17 protein-coding genes and 1 riboswitch are annotated in these 16,680 nt (G+C 64.9%); of the genes, 7 read left to right on the top strand and 10 right to left on the bottom strand.

Annotation, left to right across the window (positions count from 1 at the left end):
- Nucleotides 1-227 precede the first annotated feature (227 nt).
- Nucleotides 228-665 carry a low molecular weight protein-tyrosine-phosphatase gene (locus RM530_RS04855; RefSeq protein WP_311364085.1) on the bottom strand — a complete coding sequence of 146 codons (438 nt, stop codon included), beginning with the start codon at nt 663-665 and terminating at the stop codon, nt 228-230.
- Nucleotides 666-843: 178 nt separating this feature from the next.
- Nucleotides 844-988, top strand: a riboswitch (FMN riboswitch).
- 92 nt (nt 989-1,080) lie between these two features.
- Here RM530_RS04855 and ribB point away from each other — a divergent pair.
- Entirely contained in the window at nt 1,081-1,758 is a 678-nt protein-coding gene (gene ribB, locus RM530_RS04850) for a 3,4-dihydroxy-2-butanone-4-phosphate synthase (protein ID WP_311364084.1), read from the top strand.
- A 16-nt stretch (nt 1,759-1,774) separates the two neighbouring features.
- Here ribB and RM530_RS04845 read toward each other — a convergent pair whose 3' ends face one another.
- Both RM530_RS04845 and RM530_RS04840 read right to left on the bottom strand, forming a co-directional pair.
- Nucleotides 1,775-2,749, bottom strand: a complete 975-nt coding sequence (locus RM530_RS04845) for an NADPH:quinone oxidoreductase family protein (RefSeq protein ID WP_311364083.1) — start codon at nt 2,747-2,749, stop codon at nt 1,775-1,777.
- 103 nt (nt 2,750-2,852) lie between these two features.
- Nucleotides 2,853-3,437, bottom strand: coding sequence for a hypothetical protein (locus tag RM530_RS04840; protein WP_311364082.1), 585 nt, complete (start codon nt 3,435-3,437; stop codon nt 2,853-2,855).
- 395 nt (nt 3,438-3,832) lie between these two features.
- Here RM530_RS04840 and RM530_RS04835 point away from each other — a divergent pair, with 395 nt between their 5' ends.
- The 3 genes from RM530_RS04835 to RM530_RS04825 all read left to right on the top strand — a co-directional run bounded on the left by RM530_RS04835 (nt 3,833) and on the right by RM530_RS04825 (nt 8,785).
- On the top strand, nt 3,833-6,493 hold the full coding sequence (locus RM530_RS04835; RefSeq protein ID WP_311364081.1) for a DEAD/DEAH box helicase: 2,661 nt from the start codon (nt 3,833-3,835) through the stop codon (nt 6,491-6,493).
- 127 nt (nt 6,494-6,620) lie between these two features.
- Entirely contained in the window at nt 6,621-8,591 is a 1,971-nt protein-coding gene (locus RM530_RS04830) for a DEAD/DEAH box helicase (RefSeq protein ID WP_311364080.1), read from the top strand.
- 26 nt (nt 8,592-8,617) lie between these two features.
- Nucleotides 8,618-8,785, top strand: coding sequence for a hypothetical protein (locus RM530_RS04825; protein ID WP_311364079.1), 168 nt, complete (start codon nt 8,618-8,620; stop codon nt 8,783-8,785).
- A gap of 170 nt (nt 8,786-8,955) precedes the next feature.
- On the opposite strand, the gene RM530_RS04820 is transcribed toward RM530_RS04825, so the two are convergent.
- Both RM530_RS04820 and RM530_RS04815 read right to left on the bottom strand, forming a co-directional pair.
- Entirely contained in the window at nt 8,956-9,861 is a 906-nt protein-coding gene (locus RM530_RS04820; RefSeq protein WP_311364078.1) for an alpha/beta fold hydrolase, read from the bottom strand.
- A 78-nt stretch (nt 9,862-9,939) separates the two neighbouring features.
- The gene (locus RM530_RS04815; protein WP_311364077.1) at nt 9,940-10,656 is read right to left on the bottom strand and encodes a pseudouridine synthase; all 717 of its coding nucleotides are present in this window, start codon (nt 10,654-10,656) and stop codon (nt 9,940-9,942) included.
- Between the two features lie 119 nt (nt 10,657-10,775).
- Here RM530_RS04815 and RM530_RS04810 point away from each other — a divergent pair, with 119 nt between their 5' ends.
- Nucleotides 10,776-11,261 carry a YajQ family cyclic di-GMP-binding protein gene (locus RM530_RS04810; protein WP_311364076.1) on the top strand — a complete coding sequence of 162 codons (486 nt, stop codon included), beginning with the start codon at nt 10,776-10,778 and terminating at the stop codon, nt 11,259-11,261.
- A 53-nt stretch (nt 11,262-11,314) separates the two neighbouring features.
- On the opposite strand, the gene RM530_RS04805 is transcribed toward RM530_RS04810, so the two are convergent.
- Together RM530_RS04805 and RM530_RS04800 are read right to left on the bottom strand one after the other, a co-directional pair.
- Nucleotides 11,315-11,692, bottom strand: coding sequence for a YchJ family protein (locus tag RM530_RS04805; RefSeq protein ID WP_311364075.1), 378 nt, complete (start codon nt 11,690-11,692; stop codon nt 11,315-11,317).
- Nucleotides 11,689-12,282, bottom strand: coding sequence for a DUF938 domain-containing protein (locus RM530_RS04800; protein WP_311364074.1), 594 nt, complete (start codon nt 12,280-12,282; stop codon nt 11,689-11,691). The genes RM530_RS04805 and RM530_RS04800 overlap by 4 nt, the downstream gene beginning before the upstream one ends.
- A gap of 84 nt (nt 12,283-12,366) precedes the next feature.
- On the opposite strand from RM530_RS04800, the gene RM530_RS04795 reads away from it, so the two are divergent.
- On the top strand, nt 12,367-12,489 hold the full coding sequence (locus tag RM530_RS04795; protein WP_311364073.1) for a hypothetical protein: 123 nt from the start codon (nt 12,367-12,369) through the stop codon (nt 12,487-12,489).
- Complete coding sequence (locus tag RM530_RS04790) at nt 12,486-12,848, top strand: hypothetical protein (RefSeq protein ID WP_311364072.1); 363 nt, start codon at nt 12,486-12,488, stop codon at nt 12,846-12,848. Before RM530_RS04795 ends, RM530_RS04790 begins: the two co-directional genes overlap by 4 nt.
- Before the next feature lie 74 nt (nt 12,849-12,922).
- Here RM530_RS04790 and RM530_RS04785 read toward each other — a convergent pair whose 3' ends face one another.
- The 3 genes from RM530_RS04785 to thiC form a co-directional block, all read right to left on the bottom strand.
- Entirely contained in the window at nt 12,923-14,026 is a 1,104-nt protein-coding gene (locus tag RM530_RS04785) for a mechanosensitive ion channel family protein (protein WP_311364071.1), read from the bottom strand.
- Between the two features lie 237 nt (nt 14,027-14,263).
- A complete protein-coding gene (locus RM530_RS04780) occupies nt 14,264-14,758 on the bottom strand; it encodes a plasmid pRiA4b ORF-3 family protein (RefSeq protein WP_311364070.1) in 495 nt (164 codons plus the stop codon).
- A gap of 9 nt (nt 14,759-14,767) precedes the next feature.
- The gene (thiC, locus tag RM530_RS04775; RefSeq protein WP_311364069.1) at nt 14,768-16,657 is read right to left on the bottom strand and encodes a phosphomethylpyrimidine synthase ThiC; all 1,890 of its coding nucleotides are present in this window, start codon (nt 16,655-16,657) and stop codon (nt 14,768-14,770) included.
- Nucleotides 16,658-16,680: the final 23 nt, after the last annotated feature.

Below are 16,680 nucleotides of genomic sequence, written 5' to 3'. Positions count from 1 at the left end.
AGGTGCGTCGATTTGCGGCGAAACGAGCATCATCCGCCCTGAAGCATTTCAAGCAAAGCGGACGCGTAATGCTTCGTGCGGACGGAGTGGATCGACCGTATCGACCCGCTACCGGTTCCGCAGCGGGCGCGAGTCTAACGTATCCTCGCACCGCTCCAGCCCTTGCGGCGCCTTCGATCTAAGCAAATTCAGTGATCGAATATCGTGCCGCGGGACGCCATGGTCCCTTACCCCAAGCGCTTGACCCAGTCGTCCACGCCCGATTCGATTTCACTGAATGAGCGCTCAAAGGCTTCGCGCGGGCGTCGATACGGATCGTCCACATCGGCATTGGCCTGCCACTTGAGCATCTTGTGCACCCGCCCGCGAAACTGCGGATAGCGCTGGTTCAGCCAATCCGAATGCGTCTGGTCCATCGTCAGGATCAGGTCGGAATGGGCCAGGATCGGCTGGGTGGCCTGTTGCGCGCGGTGCGCGTCGATATCGTAGCCATGCTCGCGCATCACCGCGCTGGCATGCGCATCGGCAGGGTGCCCGACCAGCGCGCCGACGCCGGCCGAAAACACCTCGATTCCACGACCGTCCAGCCGTGCTTTGAGTAGACCTTCGCCGATGGGGCTACGACAGATATTGCCGGTGCAGACGACGAGTATGCGTTTGAACATCCGTTTCAGGAACTGGTGATCGGGACGGGCCGCGGCAATGTTCGCGGGCCCGGTCCGGTGAACGAAGGGTGGCGATTATAACCGTGCCCGCACCGTGAACTGTCTTCCGTCGAATCCGAAACGATACCCGCCGTCGAAAGAACCGTTAGAATCGCTGCGCCACCAACAACGGCGGCACGTATGTCTTCAGGGCGGGGCGAAATTCCCCACCGGCGGTAAAGCCTAGTGGCAAGCCCGCGAGCGCCCGCAATCACATTGCGGGGTCAGCAGATCTGGTGAGACTCCAGAGCCGACGGTCACAGTCCGGATGAAAGAAGATGTGCGGCCCTTGCCATCAGCACCGGGAACCGGTGCCGCGGCGAATGGTTGCCGTATGCCCTGAAACGCCCATTTCTGATTGCATGAGCGCGTTTCAATGACCCAATTCGAAGTTTTTCCCACCCAGCAACAGGCGTTCGATCAACGTCTGGAACGGGCACTGGCCGATTTGCGTCAGGGCCGGCCGGTCATCCTGATGGATGATTTCGATCGCGAGAACGAGGCCGACCTGATCGTCGCCGCCGAGCGCATCGACACTGCGAGCATGACGATGCTGATCCGTGATTGCAGCGGCATTGTGTGCCTGTGTCTGGATGATGCGACGATCCAGCGCCTGCAACTGCCGCCGATGGTTCCGGTCAACAACAGCCGCTACGGCACCGGTTTCACCGTCAGCATCGAGGCGCGACAAGGTGTCACCACCGGCGTATCGGCCGCAGACCGCGTGACCACGATTCGCACCGCGATCGCCGACGGCGCACAAGCGGAGGATCTTGCGCGACCGGGCCACGTCTTTCCGCTGCGCGCGGTACCCGGCGGCGTACTGGAACGCCGCGGACACACCGAGGGCTCGGTGGATCTGGCGGTGCTGGCCGGGCTCAAGCCGGCGGCCGTGCTGTGCGAGTTGATGAACCCGGACGGCAGCATGGCACGGGGAGCGGACATCGAGCGCTATGCGCATCGCCACCAACTGGTGAGGCTGAGCATCGCCGAACTGGCGGACTACAGACGGAGCCTGATCGACGCCGCGCCACTCGAAGCGCTGAGCGCCTGAGGTCGGGAACCTCGCCTCAGGTCGTGAGCGCGAGCTTGCCGGTGACCTTGCGCTCCAGCATGTCCTGCAGCGCCTGGGCGGCTTCCGCCAAAGGATAGGTTTTCGACACCATCGGCTTGAGCCGGTCCTCGGCGTACCACTCGAACAGCTGCTGGAAATTGTCGAAGCTGGCCTGCGGTTCGCGGCTCACGAAGGCGCCCCAGAACACGCCGACGGCCGACGCGCCCTTGAGCAGCAGGCGATTCGCAGCGATCTCCGGGATCGAGCCGGCGGCGAAGCCGATCACCAGGTAACGACCGTTCCAATTGATGCACGACAGACAATCCTGCGCCAGCGGGCCACCCACCGGATCGTAGATCACGTCTGCGCCGGCGCCGCCCGTGAGTTGCTTGACGGCGTCCTTTAGGCTGGTATCGGCGTAGTTCACGAGTTCGTCCGCACCGTGCGCCGCGCACACCGCCAGCTTGTCGTCGCTGCTCGCCGCCGCGATCACGCGCGCACCCATCAGCTTGCCGATCTGCACCGCGGCCAGACCGACCCCACCGGCAGCACCCAGCACCAGCAGGGTTTCGCCGGACTTGAGCTGACCGCGCTGCTTGAGCGCGTACAAGGTGGTGCCATACATCATCGGAAACACGGCCGCATCCACCGGCGACATCGTCTGCGGAATCGGCAGCACGTTCTCGCCCGAGGTGATGGCTTCCTCGGCGAAGGCGCCGGTGGTCAACAGCGCGGCCACCATGTCACCGGGCCGCAGGTGGCGGATCTTCTCGCCGCATTCGATGACCTTGCCGGCCGCCTCCGCTCCCGGTACGAATGGCGGAGTGCCCTTGAACTGGTAGCGGTTCTCGATGATCAGCGTGTCTGGGAAATTGACGCCGGCCGCCTTGACCGCGATACGCACCTCATTGGGCTTGAGCGCCGGCAGTTCGACATCTTCGAACACGAGCTTCTCGGGCGGGCCGAATTCCTTGCAGACGATCGCTTTCATGTCGATCCATAGGTGGTCATGGCCGGCACCGGACGGCGCCGCCGTCGGGATTATACCGTCGCCCCGGCCGTGCCTTGCGATACCCCAAACAGGTGAGCACCGATCAAGGCTCGCTCAGGGTTTGCAGCCATTGCGGTCGACAGGCCGACAGAATCGCGATGATTGCCGCATTGACAAGGCCTTCGGCCAGCACCATCAGCAACACCGTCTCCGGCGACAACGGCAGTGTCGCGATCACGCTGAACGCCAGCAATTGCGCGAGTCGCGAAAGCATCCCGCCGACACCGGCCGCGAGCAGCGTGTAGACGCGGCGATGGCCGGGTCGCCACAGCGTGGCGGCCCGCAACAGCAGCACGGTCACCGTGACCGGGATCGCGACATCGACCCAGGCGGCGGTCAACAACATGCGGACCGGCACATCATCGAGCATCGCCACCACGCACTCGGCCGCCGTGCCCACGATCAAGGCCAGCGGTGCCCCCAGCAGCAGGGTGACGCTGGCCAGGCCCAATACCGACCATTCATTGCCCGTCAGGGTCCAGCTCAGGACCAAGGCCAGCACGCTGGCAAACACCAGGTGCACACGCACCGGAACCGCCAGCAGCGCCCGCCACGGCGCCGCCGATGCCGCCGCCAGCAGCAGCACGCAATGCATCACGGCCAGAACTTCGCTGAGATAGCCGTTCATGCCAAGGACAAGCTCGCGAATTTAGCGTGAATCACGCGCCGTGTGATGCCGGGCTACCCTCGCCCACTTGCGGGTGAGGGGACCGCTCGCGACTGCGAGCGGTGGGTGAGGGCAACGGCCATGCCGCAGGCAATTCATTGTGACGGGTGCTGCTTGCGGCATGGCCGTTAGGATCGAAAAGACTTTCAGCCACCTTAGCGTGAATCACGCGCCGCGTGATGCCGAGCTGCCCTCGCCCGCTTGCGGGTGAGGGGGACCGCTCGCGAATGCGAGCGGTGGGTGCGGGCAACGGCCATGCCGCAGCAGATTCATTCCGCCGCTTGGCGGCATGGCCGTTAGCGAAAAAGCTTTGCTACGCTGGTCGACTGTCAACCCGAACGAGCCTGTTTTGCCTGATGGAGGACGAACGTCTGATCGCCTTGCTGGCCGGATCCAACTGGCCACAGTTGTTTGACCGCAAAGCGCTGCGGCAGGGCCGCGAGTACGCGCAGCGACGCTGCGTCAGCGACTTCGACATGGACCATTCGCATCCCCGTCAGACCCGCATCCGGGCGAATGTGCTTGATGGCGCACCGCAGTCCTATCAGTGCTCCATCGAGCTGCGGCCCAATCCCCAGGCGGCCTTGGAAATCAATATGCGTTGCAGCTGCCCGGACGGCACGCAATGCGCACATTGCGTGGCCGCCCTGTTGGAGGCGACCCAGCGCCACACCGGGCCGGTGCCGTTGATGCTCGGCGAACCGGTCCTCGCCAACAGCGATTCGGTTGTCACTGTGAGCGTCACGCCCAAACCGGTGCTGCGCTTGCGCGGCGCGCCGTTTCGCTCGCGGGCTCGGCGCGGTGCCGAACGAACCATCGGCGTCGCCAGGCTGGCTTTCGACTATGACGGCCACCGCGTGCCCCCGGACGGCCGCGCCTGGACCCGATTCACACATGAGGACCGGCCGCTGCGGATCGAACGTATGCGTGCGCTGGAAGGTGATGCCCGCGATCGCCTGCTGACCTTCGGGCTGGTGCCGGCCGATCAAGTGGTCGGCCTGTACCTCGACGATGCTGAGGCCGCACGCTTTCTGGCCGCCGACTACGTCCTCGAACGCGGCGAAGGCCGCCCGGCCTCGCCGTCGCATCTCGCCAATCTGCTGCCGCGTCTGGCCACCGCCTTTACGCTCGAATTCGAAGACGACTTCCCGGTCGAGTTGCTGCAGGCGCCGGATCAGTGGCACGTCGACGTGCGTGACCGCGACGGCACCTGGTTCGATGTCTCGCTCGGCATCGACGTGGGCGATCAGCGCCTGGACCTGCTGCCGATCCTGCGTCAGGTACTCGCCGATCCGGACTTTCCGCATGAACCGCTGCCGAACGAGGCGCCGGACGCGGTGTGGCTGGCCACCATCGACGGGCGCCGCCACGTGCCGTTGCCGCTGCTGCGGCTGCGTGGCCTGATCGAACCCCTGCTCGAATGGCTGGCGCGGCCTGTCGACGTCGGCGGCCGCGATCCGGACGACGAACAGGAGCGGCTGCAACTGCGGCTACCGCAGGCCGCGATCCTCGACGAGCTGCCACTGAACTGGAGCGGTGGGGAAACCCTGAGACAGCGTCTGCACGGGCTCGAAACGCGGCGCGAGCCGATGCAGCCCGCGCCGGGCTTCGAAGCCGAACTTCGCCCCTACCAGCAGCAAGGGCTCGCCTGGCTCGGCTTTCTCGCCGACGCCGGGCTCGGCGGCATCCTCGCCGACGACATGGGCCTCGGCAAGACCGTGCAGGTGCTCGCCCACATCTGGACCGAACGCGCCAGCGGCCGTCTGCGCAAACCGGTGCTGGTGGTGGTGCCGACCAGCCTGATCAGCAACTGGTATCGCGAGGCGCGGCGCTTCGCGCCGCTGCTCAAGCTGCTGATCCTGCACGGCACGCAGCGCGCGCAGCTGTTCCGCCGGATTGCGACGCACGACCTGGTGATCACCACCTATCCACTGCTGGCACGTGACCGGCGCCGCCTCGCCGAGCACGACTTCGGGCTGCTGGTGCTCGACGAGGCGCAGTCGATCAAGAACGCGCGCACCCAGGCCGCACAGACCGTACGTGAACTGCGCGCAACGCGACGCCTCGCGGTGACCGGCACGCCGCTGGAAAACCACCTTGGCGAACTGTGGGCGCAGGTCGATGCCGTCGAACCCGGCCTGCTCGGCGACGAGCGCCTGTTCACCACCCTGTATCGCGCACCGATCGAAAAGCAGGGCGACGTGGCGCGACAGCAGCGCCTGAACCGGCGCATCGCACCGCTGATCCTGCGCCGCCGCAAGGAAGACGTGGCGCCGGAACTGCCGCCGCGCACTGAAATCCTGCGCAGCGTCGAGCTTGAAGGCCGCCAGCGCGAACTCTACGAATCGCTGCGCCTGGCCCAGCACAGCCGCGTGCAGGCGGCCTTGGCGCAGCGTGGCCTGTCGCAGTCCGGCATCGTGGTGATCGACGCCTTGCTCAAGCTGCGCCAGGTCTGCTGCGACCCGCGCCTGCTCAAGCTCGACGGCGCGCGCGGCATCACCGCTTCGGCCAAACTCGAACTGCTGTTGGAACTGCTGGACGAACTGATCGCCGAAGATCGCCGCGTGCTGGTGTTCTCGCAGTTCACCGGCATGCTCGATCTGATCGCGGCCGCGCTGCGTGCACGCGGCATCGCCTATCTGATGCTCACCGGTGGCACCCAGAACCGCGGTGCGCTGGTCGACCGCTTCCAGAACGGCGACACGCCGGTGTTCCTGATCAGCCTCAAGGCCGGCGGTGTCGGCCTCAATCTGACGGCCGCCGACACCGTGATCCACTACGACCCCTGGTGGAATCCGGCGGTCGAGCAGCAGGCCAGCGACCGTGCACACCGTATCGGCCAGACCAAGCCGGTGTTCGTCTACAAGCTGATCTGCGCCGGCACCGTCGAGGAAAAAATCCAGGCGATGCAGGTGCACAAGGCGGCGCTGGCGCAGGCCGTGCTCGAAGGCGGCGGCAGCAGCCGCGCCGTCAGCTTTGCGCCCGACGATCTGGAAGAGCTGTTCGCACCCATCTGAGCACAGACCGCGCCGGTCCGGCCGCCACTGCAAGCTGTACCGCGCAAGTCGTACAATGGGAGCCGCCCAAGTCCTGACCGGACCGGGCACCGCTCTACGTCCGCAACGCGGACCGCCAGGAACGCCCATGCCCCCTACGCCGCCCCCACCGTCCGACGCGGCAGCCGAGCCGGCCCTTCGATTCTCCGATCTGGCGCTGGCCGAATCCCTGATCGCAGGTCTTGCCGCCATCGGTTACGAAACACCGAGCCCGATCCAGGCGCGCACGATTCCGCCGCTGCTGGAAGGCCGCGACCTGCTCGGACAGGCACAGACCGGCACCGGCAAGACCGCGGCCTTCGCGCTGCCGATCCTGACGATGCTCGATCTTTCGCTCGCCGCGCCACAGGCACTGGTGCTGGCGCCGACGCGCGAACTCGCCATCCAGGTCGCCGAGGCCTTCCAGAAATACGCCGGCAACATGCCCGGCTTCCACGTGGTGCCGATCTACGGCGGACAGAGCTACACGCCGCAGCTCAAGGCGCTCAAGCGCGGCGCACAGGTGGTGGTCGGCACGCCGGGGCGCGTGGTCGACCACATCAAGCGCGGCACGCTGCGTCTCGACAAGCTCAAGCACTTGGTGCTCGACGAGGCCGACGAAATGCTGCGCATGGGCTTCATCGACGATGTCGAATGGGTGCTCGAACAGATTCCCAAGCCGCGTCAGATTGCGCTGTTTTCGGCGACGATGCCCTCGGTGATCCGGCGCGTCGCGCAGACGCACCTGAATTCGCCGGTCGAGGTCACGATCGCGGCCAAGACCACCACCGGCGCCAACATCCGCCAGCGCTACTGGCTGGTCAGCGGTCTGCACAAGCTCGACGCGCTGACGCGCTTCCTTGAAACCGAGGACTTCGACGGCATGATCGTGTTCTCGCGCACCAAGGCGATGACGGTCGAACTGGCCGAAAAACTGGAGGCCCGCGGCTACTCCGCACGCGCACTCAACGGCGACATGCAGCAGGCCGAACGCGAACGCACCGTGTCGCGCTTCAAGGATGGTCAGATCGACATTCTCGTGGCCACCGACATCGCCGCGCGCGGACTGGACGTGGAGCGCATCAGCCACGTTCTCAACTACGACATCCCGACCGACACCGAATCCTACGTGCACCGCATCGGCCGCACCGGGCGCGCCGGGCGCAAGGGCGAGGCGATTCTGTTCGTGGCGCCGCGCGAGCGGCATCTGCTGCGCGCGATCGAACGCGCCACGCGGCAGACCATCGAGGCGATCAGCGCACCGAGCCCCGATGCCGTCAACCAGCGCCGCATCGACAAGTTCAAGCAAACCATCGCCGACACCATCGCCAGCATCGATTCGGATCGCCAGGTCGGCGATGCACACGCGCAGTTGCGCGCGATCCTCTCCGAATTTGCCGCAGAGACCGGCTCCGACCCGCTGGACATCGCCGCCGCGCTGGCGCAGATGCTCAAAGGCGATCGGCCGGTGCTGCTGACGCCGGACAGCACGACACGCCGGCCGCCGCGCGAAACCCGTGAACCTCGTGAATCGCGCCCAGCCACGCCGACAGAGCCGTCCACCGGACCGTTCGAGCGACCGGCGCCACGCGCCGACGCCCGGCCCGGGGCAACGCCGGCTTCAGCGTCTCCGGCCGCAGCGCCCCGCGAAGACGCCGAGAATCGCGCACCCCGACCCAGGCCGGTCGACGCTTTGCACGCTGACCGCAAGCGGCCCGAGCTTCCCAGCGAAACCTTCCGCATCGAGGTCGGCTCCAAGCATGGCGTGAAGCCCGGCAATATCGTGGGCGCAATCGCCAACGAGGCCGGCCTCGATTCGCAGTTCATCGGTCGCGTCGAGATTTTCGAAACCTACAGCTTCGTCGATCTGCCGTCCGGCATGCCCAAGGTGATCTTCAAGGATCTGCGCAAGACCTGGGTTTGTGGTCAGCAGCTGCAAATCACAAGGCTCAACAATCCGGCCGGCGCGGATCCTACCGCGAGCGATTCGAAACCACGAGGCAGCGCCGACAAGGACTTCGGCAAGCGCCCTGGCGGCAAGCCCGGCGGCAAACGTCCGCCGAATCGCAAGCAAGCCTGAGGCATGACGACCTGGTATGGCCGATCGTGCGCTTTCCGCTGCCGTGGACGGCGATGTTCCTGTACAAGCGCCTCGATGTGCGCCTGGGCCGAGCCTGGCTGGTGGTGCGCGGCCTCGCCCTGAGCCACGGCGCCCTGATCGCGAACAGCATGGTGAGCATGCCGATCTGCCGCGCAATGCGCGCGAATCCGTGACGCGCTGGCCGCACTGGCCGGCCTGTTGATGATGCTGACCGGCGAATGGGCCGCATTCCTGATCTGGCTGGGTCTGTGCGGTGGCTGGCTGTGGGTGCACCGCCTGGCGCCAGCTGCGAGCGACGCGACGATGTCCCGAGACTGAGCGTCCGGCGAACCGTTTTCGCGGCTCAGGCGCGAGCGGCGTTGCCGGACACCAGATCGGCCCAGCGAGACATCAGCGGCAGCGCGAAATCGTGGCCCATGCCCGGGATCAGTTCCAGACGCGAATTCCGAATCAGCTGGGCGCTGCGGCGGCCGTGCACCGGTCGCAGCAGCGGATCGGCCAGACCGTGCACCACCTGCGTCGGTACCCGAATCTGCGGCAGCAGATCTTCGAAGCTACCGGTGGAGACGATCGCGTGGGTCTGGCGCATCAGATCGCGCGGTCTGAAGGCGCGATCGTAGGCGCGGCCCGCCAATTTGCGCCGGTATTCGATTGGTGTCGGAAAGCCGGGGCTGCCGACACGATTGAGCATCGCCGTGGTCTTGTGAATCACCTGTTCGCGCGTCTTCGGCCGCGGACCGATGCCCGCCATGCGCCACAGCACGTCCAGCCGCGCCGCGGGCAGCCTGGGATGGTTGGTGCTGGACATGATCGAGCACAGGCTGCTGACTCGCCTCGGATAGCGGGCGGCGACAATCTGGGAAATCATGCCGCCCATGGACACACCGAGCAGATGCGCCTTGCCGACCTGCAGGGCGTCCAGCAATCCCATCGCGTCATCGGCCATGTCGTGCAGGTCATAGTTCGCCGCCCCCGCCCGCCCGAAACGGGCACGCAGCCAGTCGCGTGGAAGATTGACGCGAATGCCGCGGTCAGCGTGCGCGGACAGTCCGGCATCGCGATTGTCGAAGCGGATCAGGCGAAAGCCACGGTCCACCAGCGCCGTGCACAGGGCCTCCGGCCAGTGGATCAGCTGCCCGCCCAGGCCCATCACCATCAGCAAAGGTTCACCATGATCCGGACCAGCTTGTTCCCAGGAGAGTTGCAGCCCATTGACGCAGGCGCTGCCGGCGGACCAGCACATTTTCATTTCAGTAGCATGACATTCGGGTGACGGTTCGGCGACGCTATCAAATCCCGAAAAAAAGTGTCACCTCATGCGTGCAATTCACCACACCGCGCGCTTTGGCAGCAGGCCGTGCAGCTCGCCCTGTTCCAGTTCCCGCCACTGCCCGGACGGCAGCCTGCCAAGCTGGATATTGACGATGCGTATGCGCTGCAGGCGCCGTACCTTGTAGCCGAACTCGGCGCACATGCGCCGGATCTGCCGGTTGAGCCCCTGCGTCAGGACCATGCGCAGCACATGCTCGCCGCGAGCGCCGTGCACGCGCGTGACGCGGCAGGGCTTGGTGGTCTGCTTCAGTTCCGGCAGCCACACCCCGCGCGACATCCCGGCGAGACACTGGTCGCTAAGCGGCCGGTCCACGGTGACGCGATATTCCTTTTCGTGACGGTTCTCGGAGCGCAGGATTTCGTTGACGATGTCGCCGTTGCTGGTGAGCAGGATCAGGCCTTCCGAATCCTTGTCGAGCCGGCCGATCGGAAAGATGCGCTCGCGATGGCCCACGAAATCGATGATGTTGCCGGCAACATGGCGCTCGGTAGTGCAGGTAATGCCCACCGGTTTGTTGAGCGCGATGTAGATATGACGACGGCTGCGCTGACCCACGGTCCGCCCGTCGACACGCACCTCGTCCACGGCTTCGACCTGGACTCCCAGGGTAGCGCGCCGACCGTTGACGGCGACGCGACCCGCCTCGATCCAGGCATCGGCCTCACGGCGCGAGCAGACACCGGTCTCGCTGAGGAATTTGTTGAGGCGCAAGCGTCACCCGTCGCGTGGGCCGAAATGACCGGCCAGCAGGCGATTATCGCCGCGCCCGATGCGGAAGTGTAGGCGTCTGGCACGGCATACTGTGGCACCCTCGACCACTTCCAACCGACATGCCCTCTTTCGATATCGTTTCCGAAGTCGACAAGCACGAACTGGCCAACGCCGTGGATCAGGCCGCCCGCGATCTGACGCATCGCTTCGACCTGCGTGGTACCGGTGCCGCATTCGAGCTCGATGGCTTCGTGATTTCGCAAAGCGCGCCCAGCGAATTTCAGCTCGAACAGCTGCGCGACATTCTCGACAAGCGACTGGCCGGCCGCGGCATCGACCTGCGCGCCATCGACGCCGGGCCTATCGAAACCAACGTGGCCGGCGCCAGGCAGAAGATCACGATCAAACAGGGCATCGAGCAGGCTGACGCGAAGAAGATCATCGCCCGGCTCAAGGATGCCAAGCTCAAGGTGTCCGCGCAGATTCACGAAGACAAGGTTCGCGTCAACGGCAAGAAGCGCGACGACCTGCAATCGGCCATCGCGCTGTTACGCGGCGCCGAAAACCTGGAACTGCCGTTGCAGTTCGAGAATTTCAGGGACTGACGCCGACTCGGGGCAGCCGCGAGCCACCGCCCGGACAGACATGTGTCCCGAAGTCAGAGCATTTCGCCGTCGACGTAGTACCAGCGGCCATCCGGCTCGCGCACGAAGCGGCTGCGTTCGTGCTGGCGCTGGGCACTGCCGCCACCCACGCGAAAGCGCGCAACGAACTCGACCTGTGCAGCATCGCCCACCGTCTCGTGGCGCTTGATGCTGAGCCCCAGCCATTTTTGTGCGTCCGGCAACGACAATGATTGCGGCCGTGTCGAGATATGCCAAGTCGCCCGCAGATAGCTTTCCAAACCCAGCACGAAAGCGCTGTATCGAGACCGCATCAATGCTTCGGCGCTGGGTGCCGGCAGCCCGCCATGCCAGCGCGCGCAACAATCCGAAAGCGATCGCCCCGAACCACAGGGACAGGCTTCGACGCTCATCGCCGCGACCAGATCACACAACGGTTGTTGGCCGGCATCGCGCGATCCTCGACCAGGCGCAGGCCGGCCTGCTGCGCCAGCGCATCCACCGCTTCGAAATCCCGGATGCCCATGTGCGCACCGCGAGCCTTGAGCCATTGCTCGAAGGCGGCGTTGCTGTCGCTGCTGAAATGTCCGCCATAATTGAACGGGCCGTAGACGATCAGCTGTCCGCCCTCACGCAGGACCGCCGGCAGGCGCGCGAACAGGGTTTCGACCTGCGGCCAGCTCATGATGTGCAGGGTGTTGGCGCTGAACACCGCATCGAAGTGCCGCTTCGGCCAGTCGCCAGCAACATCCAGAATCAATGGTGGCGGCGTGTTCGGCAGCTGCGCTTCGTCGAGCCAGGCCTGGACGCCAGCGCATTCCTCGGCGCGTTCGCTGGTCTGCCAACACAGATGCGGCAGGGCGTGCGCGAAGTAGACTGCGTGCTGTCCGGTGCCGCTGCCAAGCTCCAGCACGTCGGCGGGCTTGTCCAGAACTTCGCGCAAAACCTCGAGAATCGGATCACGATTACGGTCGCAGGACGGGGCGTAGGGCTTTTCAGGCATGTTTGGAACAAGCGGCGGAAATGAACCCGTAGCCTAACCGACCGCCCCGTCAGACTCGGAAGCGGATTCAAGAGGAATTCCGACATGCGTACTTCCACAAACTGGACCGCCAAGGGCGGCATGGTTCGTATCGAGATCCACGACGATGTAGCGCAGGTGGTCCTGGATCGGCCCGACAAACTCAACACCCAAACTCAAACGCCGTGAATCCGGAGATGCTCTCGGGCATGCTGTCGGCGGCCAGGCAGCTGCGCCGACAGCGCAGCCTGCGCGCCGCGATCCCGCGCGGCGAAGGCCGCGCTTTCTGTGCGGGCATGGAATCGAAATGGGGATTGCTGCCGGACATGGGCGGCGCGGTGCTGCGTCGTGGGTCGGACGCACTGCCGAATATCGAAACGGCCGAGCGACCGAAGCCGTTGCGAGCTTGGGCGTCATTCAGAAAGCCCATCAGCAACAGGATCAACGGAAGCACGGATTCTTCGTTGCATCTCGGGGTCGCCGCCGTCACCCAAAGACGGTCCGGAGGCGCGGCGCTGCACGACGCGAAGGCTCAGCAGGCGGCGTAAAGCAGGGTAAGGCTCATCGAACGCCCCCAGTATGGGCGACCGTCGATAAATGTCTCGCAGCCGTGGCGTATCGACTATGCCTCCGGCGCCTGCCCTTGCGCCGGCTCGACGCGAATCGGTCCCTCCACATGCAGGGTCCGCGTCGGGAAGGCGAAGTCGATGCCCAGCGGGGCGAACTTGCGCACCAGCGCCAGATTGATCGCCTGCTGCCGGTCCATGTAGAGATTGAAGTCCGGGTCCAGCATCCAGTAGACCGCTTCGAAATTGAGCGAAGAGTCGCCGAAACCCTGAAAGTGCGCCCGGTCGAAACGCACCGTCTGCTGGTCTTCGATGATCTCGCGCACCATCGTCGGAATGGCTTCGAGCTGATCGGCCGGCGTGGAGTACAGCACGCCGAACTTGAACACGATGCGGCGCTCGCGCATGCGCTTGTAGTTGCGGATGCGGGTGTTGAGGAGGTCGCTGTTGGAAAACACGATCTGCTCGCCGCCAAGACTGCGGATGCGCGTGGTCTTGAGACCGATGTTCTCGACCGAACCCATGTAGCTGTCGACGATGATGAAGTCGCCGATGACGAAGGGCTTGTCGACAATGATCGACAGCGAGGCAAACAGGTCGCCGAGAATGTTCTGCACCGCCAGTGCCACGGCGATGCCGCCGACGCCGAGACCGGCCACCATCGCGGTGACGTCGATCCCCATGTTGTCCAGCGCCAGCAGCAGGATCACCGCCCACAACAACATCTTGCCGACGAAGCTCAGCGCGGAAAGACTGGTGGCGGTTCCTGGGTCGGTCTCCATCGCCTTGGCGCGGGAATGGTCGATGACGTGCCGCAGCATGGCGCTGAGCCAGATTCCGAGCTGCACGAACACCGCCAACGCCGCCGCCTTCTGCATGCCGTTGGCGAGCTTGTCCGGCAGGTCCAGCCCTTGCGTGCCGATCAGCACGGCCGGGAAGAACACCAGCCACATGCGTGTGACCCGCACCGCGGCAACGATGGCGTCGTCATAGGCGAAACGGGAGCGCTCCGCCAGCCGTGACAGGCGATTCACGACCACCCATTTGAGCGAAAACGCCACGGCAATGATCAGCACCACCACACCAGCGGAGATCATCCATGTCCTGAGCGGGTTTCCGAGAAACAACGCTTCCAGATTCTGCAAGTCGACTTCAGGCATTGCGACCTATTGTTGCGAAACGGATTGGGGGCAGATTAAACACCATTACTGAACGCGGTGTGACCTTGGGCCAAGCGAACAAGTCGGCCGGCAGCGCTCGATACGAGCGTGGTCAATCTGCGCCGCCGTTTCCCCTGTCCGCGGATCGAAGCCTGGCAACAAGCTGATCAAACCTGCCGTAGCCGACCGTTGCCATCCGCAAATGAATGGAACGTCTCAATCGGACACGACTCGGTCTCAGCCGGGCCTGGATTGACGCCGCTTTCGCTGCCAGCGGGCCGCCATCGCCGCCAGCATCTGATTGACGCCCTCGATGTCGTAGTATTCCGGCGGGCAGGCACCGGCCGCCTTGAGGCAAACCGGCACCTGAATACCGGACTTGGATTCGTTGACGGCCTTGACGCTGATGTCGTGAAACCAGTCGTCGCCGAAGTCGTACCAGTAGACGAACTTGCTGCCCTTGTCCGGCGCCAGTTGGGCGAGCGTACCTTTGCGTTCGTCGCGCAGCAGCGGATCGTCGAAAAATTCTTGCTGCGGCAGACCGAAACGCAGCCCGTCCGGACCGCGGACGCCATTACTGAACTCGTGCATGTGGGCGTCTTCCCAACCCATGACGACCTGGATGATCTCGTGCAGACGATCGAGCCGAAGATCGGACGATACCAGCACTTCTCGCGAAACGGTGGGGCGGGTGTTGCGCAGAACGATCTTGAGACGATGAACCGTACTCATGAAACCTCCTCAGCCCGGCCGGTACATCTGCGCGCCCTGGCGCCTGAACTCCTCGGACTTCTCGGCCATGCCTTTTTCCAGCGCCGCCTGCTCGTCGGCGCCGATTTTGGCGGCGTAGTCGCGCACGTCCTGGGTGATCTTCATGCTGCAGAAGTGCGGCCCGCACATGCTGCAGAAATGCGCCTGCTTGGCACCTTCCTGCGGCAGGGTCTCGTCGTGGAATTCGCGCGCCTTTTCGGGGTCGAGCCCCAGATTGAACTGGTCTTCCCAGCGGAACTCGAAGCGCGCCTTGGACAGCGCGTTGTCACGCACCTGGGTGCCGGGAAAACCCTTGGCCAGATCGGCGGCATGCGCGGCGATCCTGTAGGTGACGATGCCCTCGCGCACGTCGTCCTTGTCGGGCAGGCCGAGATGTTCCTTGGGCGTGACGTAGCAAAGCATGGCGCAGCCGTACCAGCCGATGTTGGCGGCGCCGATGCCGGAGGTGATGTGGTCGTAGCCGGGCGCGATGTCGGTGGTCAGCGGCCCCAGGGTGTAGAACGGCGCCTCGTAGCAATGCTTGAGCTGCTCGTCCATGTTCTCCTTGATCATGTGCATCGGCACATGGCCGGGGCCTTCGATCATCACCTGCACGTCGTGCTTCCAGGCGATCTGGGTCAGCTCGCCGAGCGTGTGCAGCTCGCCGAACTGGGCATCGTCATTGGCGTCGGCGATGCAGCCGGGGCGCAGGCCGTCGCCGAGCGAGAAGCTCACGTCGTAGGCCTTCATGATTTCGCAGATGTCTTCGAAGTGCTCGTAGAGGAAGCTTTCCTTGTGATGCGCAAGGCACCACTTGGCCATGATCGAGCCGCCACGCGAGACGATGCCGGTGACGCGCTCGGCGGTCCAGGGGATGTAGCGCAGCAACACGCCGGCGTGAATCGTGAAGTAGTCCACCCCCTGCTCGGCCTGCTCGATCAGGGTGTCGCGGAAAATTTCCCAGGACAGCTCCTCGGCCTTGCCGCCCACCTTTTCCAACGCCTGGTAGATCGGCACCGTGCCGATCGACACCGGTGAATTGCGCACGATCCACTCGCGGGTTTCGTGGATGTTCTTGCCGGTGGACAGGTCCATCACCGTGTCCGCGCCCCAGCGCGTGGACCACACCATCTTCTCGACTTCCTCGGCGATCGATGAGGTAACTGCGGAGTTGCCGATGTTGGCGTTGATCTTCACGCGGAAGTTGCGGCCGATGATCATCGGCTCCAGCTCCGGGTGATTGATGTTGGCGGGAATGATGGCGCGGCCGCAGGCCACTTCCTCGCGCACGAATTCCGGCGTGACCTCGGCCGGCAGCCTGGCGCCGAAACGCTCGCCACGGTGCATGCGCTTGAGGTAGCCGGCCTGTTCGTAACTCTCGCGCAGCTCCGCCAGGCGCGCGTTTTCGCGGATGGCGATGAATTCCATTTCCGGCGTGATGATGCCGCGCCGCGCGTAGTGCATCTGGCTGACGTTGTTGCCAGCGGTCGCCTTGCGCGGTGCCCGAATGTGCTCGAAACGCAGATCGCGGGTCTGCACGTCGCCGGCGCGGATGCGGCCAAAGATCGAACTCGGGCCGCCGAGTTGCTCGGTGTCACCGCGCGCCTCGATCCAGCCCGCACGCAGCGGCGCCAGGCCTTCCCGCAGATTGATTTCGATCGCGGGGTCCGAATATGGGCCGCTGGTGTCATAGACCGTGACCGGGGCGTTGGGCTCCAGGCCTTTCTCGGTGCGCGTGGGACTCAGGGAAATCTCGCGCATCGGCACGCGCGTACCCTGTGGGCCGTCGACATAGATCTTGCGGCTGGCGGCGAAGGGCGCACGGACTTCGGCGGACAGCTCTTCGGCTTTCTTGAACAATTCGTTGACGGCGACATTCATGGCAGTGCTCCGCTGGCGGTGCA

It is taken from the genome of Banduia mediterranea (genome assembly GCF_031846245.1).
GTDB classification, from domain to species: domain Bacteria; phylum Pseudomonadota; class Gammaproteobacteria; order Nevskiales; family Nevskiaceae; genus Banduia; species Banduia mediterranea.
Note: the sequence above shows the minus strand (reverse complement) of the source record. Positions and strands in the feature narration are given on the sequence as shown.